Annotated in this window: 11 protein-coding genes and 1 pseudogene; all 12 read right to left on the bottom strand. The window is 64.2% G+C overall.

All coding sequences use genetic code 11. From position 1 onward, the window contains the following. A partial coding sequence (locus tag LQ220_RS24440; RefSeq protein ID WP_230190580.1) for a 6-phosphogluconolactonase occupies positions 1 to 305 on the bottom strand: 305 nt, incomplete at its 3' end. A 90-nt stretch (positions 306 to 395) separates the two neighbouring features. Beyond that, complete coding sequence (locus LQ220_RS24435; RefSeq protein WP_230189568.1) at positions 396 to 587, bottom strand: hypothetical protein; 192 nt, start codon at positions 585 to 587, stop codon at positions 396 to 398. Positions 588 to 773: 186 nt separating this feature from the next. Next, a complete protein-coding gene (gene rlxS, locus LQ220_RS24430; RefSeq protein WP_230190579.1) occupies positions 774 to 2792 on the bottom strand; it encodes a relaxase/mobilization nuclease RlxS in 2019 nt (672 codons plus the stop codon). Positions 2793 to 2989: 197 nt separating this feature from the next. After that, positions 2990 to 3343, bottom strand: a complete 354-nt coding sequence (locus tag LQ220_RS24425) for a hypothetical protein (RefSeq protein WP_230190578.1) — start codon at positions 3341 to 3343, stop codon at positions 2990 to 2992. 239 nt (positions 3344 to 3582) lie between these two features. After that, positions 3583 to 4191, bottom strand: a complete 609-nt coding sequence (locus LQ220_RS24420) for a lytic transglycosylase domain-containing protein (RefSeq protein WP_230190577.1) — start codon at positions 4189 to 4191, stop codon at positions 3583 to 3585. Further along, positions 4179 to 4760, bottom strand: a complete 582-nt coding sequence (locus tag LQ220_RS24415) for a S26 family signal peptidase (RefSeq protein WP_230190576.1) — start codon at positions 4758 to 4760, stop codon at positions 4179 to 4181. Before LQ220_RS24415 ends, LQ220_RS24420 begins: the two co-directional genes overlap by 13 nt. After that, positions 4757 to 4984, bottom strand: a complete 228-nt coding sequence (locus LQ220_RS24410; RefSeq protein ID WP_230190575.1) for a helix-turn-helix domain-containing protein — start codon at positions 4982 to 4984, stop codon at positions 4757 to 4759. The genes LQ220_RS24415 and LQ220_RS24410 overlap by 4 nt, the downstream gene beginning before the upstream one ends. A gap of 157 nt (positions 4985 to 5141) precedes the next feature. Beyond that, complete coding sequence (locus tag LQ220_RS24405) at positions 5142 to 5441, bottom strand: DUF736 domain-containing protein (RefSeq protein WP_230190574.1); 300 nt, start codon at positions 5439 to 5441, stop codon at positions 5142 to 5144. Between the two features lie 396 nt (positions 5442 to 5837). Continuing rightward, on the bottom strand, positions 5838 to 6260 hold the full coding sequence (locus LQ220_RS24400; RefSeq protein WP_230190573.1) for a DUF5990 family protein: 423 nt from the start codon (positions 6258 to 6260) through the stop codon (positions 5838 to 5840). Between the two features lie 161 nt (positions 6261 to 6421). Continuing rightward, positions 6422 to 8206 (bottom strand): ParB N-terminal domain-containing protein, encoded by a 1785-nt coding sequence (locus LQ220_RS24395; protein WP_230190572.1) that lies wholly within the window; start codon positions 8204 to 8206, stop codon positions 6422 to 6424. 89 nt (positions 8207 to 8295) lie between these two features. Beyond that, entirely contained in the window at positions 8296 to 8730 is a 435-nt protein-coding gene (locus LQ220_RS24390) for a DUF2958 domain-containing protein (protein WP_230190571.1), read from the bottom strand. After that, a pseudogene (locus LQ220_RS24385) lies at positions 8727 to 8999 on the bottom strand (hypothetical protein); the annotation flags it as partial. The pseudogene LQ220_RS24385 and the gene LQ220_RS24390, both read right to left, overlap by 4 nt.

The following is an 8999-nucleotide window of genomic DNA, read 5'->3' as shown; positions in this document are numbered from 1 at the left end:
ACGATGGGCATGACGCGGGCGCCCTTAGGCAGAAAGAACTTGGCCAACGCCGTGACGTTACTGAGCGGGTCGCCCAATGGCACAATGCGTTCGTCTCCGGGGATAATCGTGACGCGCTTCCAGTCCAGTTTTGCAGACGATAATGTTTCGTAAATTGGAATTGGCGTCTTTCCGCCAGCAAGCGCAATTACCGCCGCGCCGCGCGCGTCGATCGCGCTTTCGATTATGAAGCCGATATCGCCAGCAACCGCCGCCGCCATTTCCGCCAGGTCATCATATTCCCACCACTCGACTTCGTCGCTCACGTGAACTTCCTTGAACAGAACAGGTTTAAGCCCGTGCTCCCGTTTCTTGTTTTTCGATCAATCAGCACAGTCGGTAAGGGCCTTGTACTATTAGCCGACAAGGGCCGACTTCGCGGCTAGGTTGATTGCTGCCCGCGCCGCCGTGTCGCTGACGCTGCGCGCCATTTCTTCCCATGTTTCAGCCGACCGCTCGTGCATAGCCTTGCGATTGGGAAGAGGCGTCTTGGCGGCAGCATCGCGTTGCGCTTGGGCGTTAGCGAGGTAGGTTTCTATCAAAGACATCCACGGCCATTACAGCCTGCCGGGTTCGAGAGCCAGCCTCCTGCTGGACAAGTTTGATCCTTGCAAGCGGCACCCTAATCAATGAATGGCAGAGGCGCGCCCTTGATGCCGTTCACATTGCAGGTCGCGTTCTTCACGAGAAGAGAAGTGCCAGCCGCGACAAGTCGTTCCGCCTATCGTCGCGCTTCAGGAAATCGTGGGCCCCGCGCGCCCACGCCCGAATTGCCAGCTGATGCCATCCGTCCGCATGATCCCAAACGCAGTTTTGCCCATGTTCCGCTCGAGCACCTCCCGCCACGGCACCAACGTGAAATCCCTCGAGCGCTCGACGACAGCGAAACTCCCGCTTTCGAGATCGACCCGCCGGGCGATCCTGCCGTCGATCCGCTCGCCGATCCGGACCGGTTCAAACCGTTTCCCGATATCCTCTTCGAGCCGTTCTCCGGCCTGCCGCAATTCACGCTGGCGGAGCGCGTCCAGCGCGCCCTCCCGGTAGCGAAACGCGGCCCCCTCGCCCTTCGCCAACTGCTGCTCGATCAGCCACTGTCGCCGGGCCGCCAGCGCGGCCCGCACCTCCCGTCCATATCCGACATCGCGCACGGCAGCGTGACCGCCTTCGGCAAGCGCACGATCGAGCCAGGTCGGCGCGTGCTTCCCGGCCAGCTCGTCGATCGGCGACCGCGACAGGAACTCCAGCGTGACTGGCCGGTCGCGCTGCTGGGCTTTGGCATAGGCATCGGCGCGCGCGAGATGATCGTTGGGGATCGTCCAGCTTCCATCCGCCAGACGCTCGGGTCCAGCGCCCACACGCCGCATCGCTTCGAGCCGACGCACATGACTTGTCGCGAGCGCTTCGCTGGCTTGTGGATCGTGCCGCAGATGCAGGTCGATCGAATAGCGCCCGCCATTGGTGCGGGCGACCGCATCGACCGTGCGATCAGCCTGGGTCACCGCGATCCGCGACGGCGCGATCCGCACCGTCGATCCCTCGGGCACCGATGGCGTCGCATCTCCTCGGCCGATATCGATATAATGGACCCGGCCATCGACCCCGTCGACCATCAGATAATGCCGATCGCGATGCTCGTCGGAAAAGCCTCGGCTGATCACCCGCCCGATCAAAGTCTCGCGCAAGTCATTGGACACGACCTGCTCGACGCCTGCGCGGTCGAGCCTGCGGGCCGTGAGCTCGCGCTGCATGAGGCGGATGATGTCGCCGCGCTCGCCCATGCGGCGGAGCGTATCCTCCAACCCCTCGGCGAGCCGGTAGCGGCCGCCGCCGATGTCATCAGCCAGATCCATCGCCTTCAATTTGCGCAACCGCCCTGCCGTGACCGATTGCTGGAAGGGATCATTGTCCGCGTGTGATACCGTTCGATCGACGTCCATGCGCCGCACCAGCCGACGGTCGATCGCGGTCAGCCTTTCCTGGTCGACATCATGGCGCAGGCGCGCCTCGATTTCGCGATCGGTACGGGGCCCCAGATCGAGCGTCACAAGCTCGGACGCACGCTCGCGAAGCCCGTGCGATATATACTCCCGCGCGATGACCAGATTGTCGCCCCGATCATCGACGCCGCGCAGGACGATGTGGGTGTGCGGACGCTCGGTGTTAAAATGGTCGACCGCGACCCAGTCAAGCTTGGTGCCGAGGTCCTGCTCGACCTGAGTCATGAGGCGACGGACATAGGGCTTGAGGTCGGGATATTCAGCGCCATCTTCGGTGGAGACAATGAAGCGAAACTGATGGCGGTCACCGGCAGCGCGCTTCAAGAAACCATCACCATCGGCGCGGTCGGTTTCCGGGCCGTATAGCTCGCCCGGCAAGCCCTCCCGCGTCACCCCGTCGCGCTGGATATAGCGCATGTGCGCGCGGGCAGCCTGACCGCCCTTGCCCTGAAGCCGGATCAGGCTTGCCTTCACCACTGCGCGACGGCCGCGAAAACCGCCAAGCCGATCACGGGTCGACAACAAGCGCCCCATGCTCGCGCCGCGCCCGATCCGGCTCCCGTCGAACCGCCGCGCGCGGATCCCCGTCTTTGTGCCGGCAAGCCGCGCGGCGGCGAGGATGCGCCCGCCATATTTGACGACCTTCTTGCCGTCCTTGCTGCCTTGCCGCCCAAGCTTGGGGGTGAAATCGTCGTCAGACATGGCAATATGCCCCTGTCTCGCGATTTCGAACAGAAAATGGCCCATTTCCGCCATTTTCGCGTTCCCTGTCTCGTGGTCGCGAATAGCTGTCTCGTGAAAAAAGGATGTGCAGACAATCCCTTAGACAGTGTCGCGAGACTCTGCCTTTATCTTGTTTCCCCTCTCTTCCCTTCCTGTTCCCATCGCGCCTCAAAAATAGGGGGGAGACGACGCCGAGCCGACGCCGCCGCTCCCCATAAATTGTCCTGCGATCAGTGCGCATGGCGCATCGCATCCCGCGCCTCGGCCATCGATCTGAACAGGCGGCATCCCATCATCCCATGGGCCTCGCCTTCGCCATCCACGAGCATGGTGGCACAGAACCACGTGCCCTCAATCTGCCCGCATATCGCTATCCGGTCCAGTTCCAGACCGTCGTCATCCGTGCCGGCATAAGGACCGAGCCACCGCTCAGACATCCGCACAGCCCATCTGAAATCGATCTCTTCGGCGTCCACAAACCGGTGCGCCAGGGCCTCCCCTGCCCCGCGCCCGAACTCCCGTTCCAGTCCTGCGACCAGTGTTTCCAGAACGCGCTCCGACGCCGTTCCAATGCTTTGAGACATGCCCATTGTACCCTCCAACGCTTCTGTTCTTCCAATCGAGAACGGCGTTTTCGGGACGGGTGGCGGAGCGGCTGTCAGGGCCGCGGCGCGCAGCGCAGCGCCGTGAAGCGGACGTGGGGGGAACCGATTTGCGCAGCAAATTGGGGGGCGCCCGCGGGCCTTGAGAGCCACTTTGCCGCGCGTCATGCTGGGCCTGTCGAGACGAGCTTCCTCCCTCTCGATGACGCGCAACAATAGCCTCAATTGCCTTGGGAGAGAGCGACAAAGAGCGATGCGGCGGGTTTCGAAACCGCAGCATCGGCGGTGGGATTTCCGCCCCGACGCACGGCAAAAATCGATGGCGGCGGCAGGGGCGTTGCCGTGGCAAAACCCGGTGTGGGGGAAGACGGAGCAACGCTTGCAAGATATCCGACGGTCTCGGCTGGAAGCGCGCGACGACCAACGAGATATTGGGCATAGCGACCTGGGCCTGCATTATAGGCGGCGAACAACCCCGGATAGCCGAAGCGATCATACATGAGCCGCAGGTAGAAGGTGCCTGCCAGTATATTGTCGCGTGGGGCATCGGGGTCATACCCGAGGGCCAGCTTCGCGCGTATCTCTGCCCATGTGCCGGGCATCAGTTGCATCAGGCCCATGGCACCGGCGCGCGAGCGGATCGGACGGCCATCGCGATGCGTGTGGCCACGGCTCTCCGCCTGCATGACCCGCTCGATCCAGACGCTGGGGACGCCAAAGCGGGCCGATGCCTCATCGACATAAGGTCGCCAGCGAGAGACCGTCTGCGCATGCGACGGCGAAGTGAGCACCAGCGTGCCGAGGGCCAACAGCAGCTTCAGCGCGCCCATAACAGCCGCGCCTTCCCTATGACATCGACGCCTTGCGTCACGCCAAAATAGCGCCCGTCGAACGAGGCTGGAGCGTCCAGCATCAGGAAGATTTGGTGCCCGCGCAGGCGGCGGCAGCCCGACCAGCGCGGCATGGCGCGCCCCTTTGCATCCATAGCGCGGCGTTCGGCAATGCGGTGTCCATTGAGGAAGATATGCTTCCCCAGCGCGCAAACCTCATCGCCAGCGACAGCCGCGACGCGCTTCACGAGTGGCACGTTCATGGGGAGGTAGCGCCGCCTGGCAGCCATCTGCCGAACGCCGTCGGAAAGCCGCGCCACCACCATGTCGCCCCGCTCCAGGTCGACGCCCGGCTCGACCCAGTAGAGCCCGATCGGCGCGCTGGCGCTTGCATTCCAGACGAGCCGGGGCGTGGGCGGAAGCGCTGTGGATGCCAGCACCACCAGCGTGGTTATGCTGACGGCGGCGACATAGCGCGCGCGCCGTGTACGCTGCTTCGCCTTGGCGCGCAGGGCATCCCCCCAGGCAAGAAGCGGTGCGTCAGCGGTCCGCGTCCGGCGCCCGCTCATACCACGAAATCCCGACCGGCATTCTCGCTCGACCAGCTATCGAGGTCGTCGATATGATATTGAATAAAGCGGCTGTGGCGCCGAAAAACGGGGCCCTTTCCAGCGCGCTTGAGACGCTTCAACGTCCGCGCGGAGAGCTTGAGATAGGCTGCTGCCTGTTCGGTATTGAGGAAGGGCGAGCCCCGCTTGGCGCGGTTGGCGCGCTGGATAGTGTCGTCGTCCATGTCGAGTATCCTCGGTGCGAGGCGGCCGCGAAAGTGCGGGCCGCGACACCGCAGATGCGGCGCACGGCACGCCGCGAGGAGTGTCGAAAATGCTTAACCCAAGTTCGACACCCCTTGGGGGGCAAAGCCCCGCGCCACCTGGCGCGGGGCTGCCGGATCAGCGCGACCAGATGAGCTTGTGCTCGCCATCATCGCCCTGGCTGAGCGTCGCGTAGATCGGCGCGGGGAAGGACGGATCGTCGAGCTTGAGGCTGAGATATTCAGCGCCGGTCTCGCGTGCCGCCTTGGTCCAGCCTGCCCCGAACTCGACGCCGCCGGTGCTGACGCGATGATCGGGCGCCTTGTCGTTCTCGCGTTCGACGGGCCGGATGGTGGCCTTGACGCGAAGGGTGAGCGTGCGGATTTCGCCGGTGTAGGTGCCGTTCTCGCCGCGGGTGAAGCTGCCAATCTGTGCCATTTTCGTGTCCTTCTGTTTGCTCGATAGCCGCCCCATGCGGCCTCGATGGCAGTCGATCAGGCGACGGTCGGACGACGCGCACCTGATCCGGGGTCCCCATGGCGCAAGCGATGGGGTGGGCAGGCCGAAGCGCAGCGGAGGACGGCGAAAGCCGGGCTTCTTGTTTCGCGAGGAAGGCTCCTTAGGAGCCGGGGAAGAAGGTCGGCGCAGCCGTTGCGCGGACCAGGACGACGGGCGCCAGACCTGCCATGCAAGGAGGCACATGGGGTCGGCGATGCAGCGCAGAAAGACGGTGGTATCAGAGGGAGTTGGACGCGGCGGGCGCGGTATTATGCGGCTTATCGCCTAACTTTAAGCCCTCTAGGCCACCCTCCGGCCCATCAATCCCGCCAGCGGCTAGACGATGCGCCGTGACGTCGGCTTGAGCGTGGCGCATGCGGGCGCGCCATCCTTGGCGGTACCATGGACGCGGGTTTCAATGACGCCGCCATGGGCAGCGCGGTCGCGCATGTCCTCGGCGATATCGTGGATGTCGATCTTCATCCGACGGGTCCAGGGCGAGGCCGGATCACCGGCCATTTGCCCGATCCGGATATAGACGAAGCGGCGCTCGGGGCCTTCCCGCCGTACCTGATCGCCGAAGACTTTGGGGCCGGGCGCGACCCTTATGGCGAATTCGAAGGCGAGCGGTTCGCCGCCATCGGAGCATTTGGGGTCGAGCGGCCCGCCGTCCCTGGACGGGAGGCTATGCGCCACGCCAATAACCGGCGCATCGATCACGATCCGCATGCGGATGTCTGTCTGGTCGGCGAGTTTCATGCCGCGATCATAGCGGGAAGGGCGGGCTGTTCAACGAACCGAAAAGCCGAGCCGACGACCATTGCGCCGCGTGGCCGACGCCGATCCGGCGGAGGCCACGCGGCGCGATTTTTGCCCAGGAAGGCAAGCGCGGGCGGAGGCCATCCGCCCGCGCGAAAGGTTCAGGCCGCTTGTGCCAATGGCTCGTGCCCGCCGTCCTTTTGCGGCTCGACCGCCTGCGCCGCAACCGTGCCGACGCCGCCTCGCGTAGCATAGCTGGAGGCCGGAAAGGCCATGCAGCGCGGCACCCAACGCGCGACCTTGGTGCGTCCATCGGCACCTGTGAGATGATCGCTCGCGATGCGCTTTAGCACCTTGGCCCTCTCACTAGCATTGGCGTTGGCGACCGTCTCGCCGGCCACTTCGGCGACGATCCGCGACAGAACTTGTCTGTCGCGGACAAGTTCGAAAAAGACGGCGTCCGCCTCCCACCAGTCGGCCATGTCGACGCCGATCTGCATGCCCACCGCCGCGACGGCGGCGCTGCCGCTTGCCAGCGTTTCGCCCATGACGACCGTAATAATCTCCAGGACGATGGCATCGGGCAGGTCGATCAGGCGCTGGAAGAGGCCCGCCACGCCCTGCGGGGCGTCACCCGCCTCCCCCGCAGCATTGCCATTGCCGTCATCATTGGAAGGCACGTCACTTCCAACCACGGTCGGCTCCTCGGCGCAGAAGCCAAGGACATCGAGGATCGCGCGGCGGCGCGCGTCAAAGACGGTTTCGCCGCGACAGGTTTCGAGGCTTTCGCGCACCGCGTCGTTGCGGCTGGACTGCGGTTCGGGCGAGACGCGCCACAGGTGCGATCCGCCGATGGCATGGGCGACCATGAGCCGCAAAGCCACGCCGGGATGACCGAGTAAGGCGGCGCGGACGGCGGCGTGGCGGTGCAGGTCGATATAGGTCTGCATGGTAGACGTCATTTCGGGGCGGGCAATTTTGGCGGGTTCTGCCCCCTCGCCCCGCGCCAGTCTTTGGGCTTCCTTGCGGGTCAGATAGCCTTCGTGGAAGCTGACTTCGCCTGTCGCCCGGACGTCGATGTAGACACGCCCGCCTTTTCTCTTGGTCGCCTTTTCATATTCCCAGCTATGGAAATGATCCGATGGCGGCACGATCACGGCATCGCTCCAGCCTTCCTCCAGATAGGCGGCGCGACGGGCTTCGATCGCGGCGTTCTGCGCCGTCCAGAAGGTGTCGGCATCGGCAAAATAGCGGTCGTCGCCGAACAGGTCGGCGATGACCGCGCCCTTATATCCGTCGAGGTCGAACAGGGCGAAGCGCGACGGGATCGACTGCCCGCCCAGCAGCCATGCCTTTACCTGATGGCCGGTCGGCACATAGCTGTCGGGATCGTCGAACAGCGCCAGCCACGCGCGCTGCTGGCTCTTGCTGGCAAGAGTGAGGTGGCGAATGGTGGCGCGGTCGATCTTCTCCGCTGCATAGGCCGCGCGGATACGCGGCAAGAGATTGCCGAGCGCCAGCACCCGCGCGATAGTAAGGTCGGGCAAGCCGAAGGTTGCGGCAATGTCGCCGACATCGCGGCCTTCCTTCACCAGCCGGGTGAAGGTTTCCCATTGGGTCACTTCGTCGGCGTCCAGCCTTGCCATGTTCTCGATCATGGACGCTTCGATGGCGGCAGCGTCATCGGTCTCGGACAGGATGCGGCACGGCAGCGGTTCGACCTCGCCGGTTTCTTCTGCGACGATCAATGCGGCATGATAGCGCCGCGCGCCTGCGACAATTTCATAATGGCCCTCCTCGCAGCCGGGACGAACCAGCAGCGTCTGGATGACACCGCGCTTGCGCACGGTGGGCAGGATGTCGGACACATCCGGGGCCTTGCGCGCATAGCGCATATTGGTCTTGCTGACAGAAAGCTTGTCAGGCGCGATAAAAACGAGTGTCATGATCGTACTCCTTGTGAGTGCCGATCCGTCGCTTGGGCTAGAGTGGACGGATCGGCTTTTGGATGGCGGCGAAGCGCGCCGCCTGCGCATCAACCGCCGTTCCGTTCACTCGAAAAAGGCGGAAGCTCTGGTTTTTCGCCGCGCGCGGCGGCGCGGCGCAGCAGCGTCTGTGCACCAAGAATGGACCCGGCGCGGCGCGACCAGTTGGCCCAGACGGACAGGGAATGCGGACTATCGAACGCGATGTCGCGCGCGATGAACAGGCCGAAGGGCAAGCGTATGGCAGCGATTTCGGACAGGCTGAAATAGCCCAGCTCCGGGCATCCAAAGCCAAGGTCGGCAAGGCCGAACAAGGTGTCGCCATCCTCCGCCAGTTCCGTCGCAAGCCATGTTGCAGCACCCACGGGATTGAACAGCTTGACCACCGGCGGCGGATCGAACCGCTCACCCTTGGCTTCGCAGGCGCGGCGGGCAATGTCATTTGCGCGAAGCGCAAAGCACAGTTCGGGAGGGAGAAGAATCACGCCGCCCTCCTTGCGTCTTCGTCGGCGCCGCCTTGGTCGCGCATGGATTGCGCTTCGCCATATCGGGCCAGCAACCAGTCGGCGGCTTTGGTCGCTGCGCTGGCGGCGCGGAAGATGGCCCTATTGTCTTCGCGCAGCACCTCAAGTAATCGCGAGGTGTCGATAATGTGAAGGAACGCGGTTTCAGTGTATGAAATGCGCAGAATTGCGACGTTATCTGACGGGCTTTGCTCCGCATTATTTCTCGACGAACCTCTGCGGTCGTTTGA

Origin of the sequence: Sphingobium sp. CECT 9361 (assembly GCF_918741285.1) — a bacterium.
Lineage (GTDB): Bacteria > Pseudomonadota > Alphaproteobacteria > Sphingomonadales > Sphingomonadaceae > Sphingobium.
The sequence above is the reverse complement of the archived record's forward strand: the minus strand, read 5'-3'. Positions and strand labels throughout refer to the sequence as shown.

Coding starts and splice junctions, on each gene's coding strand:
- LQ220_RS24435 (WP_230189568.1), bottom strand. CDS start 587: ATGTCTTTGATAGAAACCTACCTCGCTAACGCCCAAGCGCAACGCGAT.
- rlxS (WP_230190579.1), bottom strand. CDS start 2,792: ATGGCGGAAATGGGCCATTTTCTGTTCGAAATCGCGAGACAGGGGCAT.
- LQ220_RS24425 (WP_230190578.1), bottom strand. CDS start 3,343: ATGTCTCAAAGCATTGGAACGGCGTCGGAGCGCGTTCTGGAAACACTG.
- LQ220_RS24420 (WP_230190577.1), bottom strand. CDS start 4,191: ATGGGCGCGCTGAAGCTGCTGTTGGCCCTCGGCACGCTGGTGCTCACT.
- LQ220_RS24415 (WP_230190576.1), bottom strand. CDS start 4,760: ATGAGCGGGCGCCGGACGCGGACCGCTGACGCACCGCTTCTTGCCTGG.
- LQ220_RS24410 (WP_230190575.1), bottom strand. CDS start 4,984: ATGGACGACGACACTATCCAGCGCGCCAACCGCGCCAAGCGGGGCTCG.
- LQ220_RS24405 (WP_230190574.1), bottom strand. CDS start 5,441: ATGGCACAGATTGGCAGCTTCACCCGCGGCGAGAACGGCACCTACACC.
- LQ220_RS24400 (WP_230190573.1), bottom strand. CDS start 6,260: ATGAAACTCGCCGACCAGACAGACATCCGCATGCGGATCGTGATCGAT.
- LQ220_RS24395 (WP_230190572.1), bottom strand. CDS start 8,206: ATGACACTCGTTTTTATCGCGCCTGACAAGCTTTCTGTCAGCAAGACC.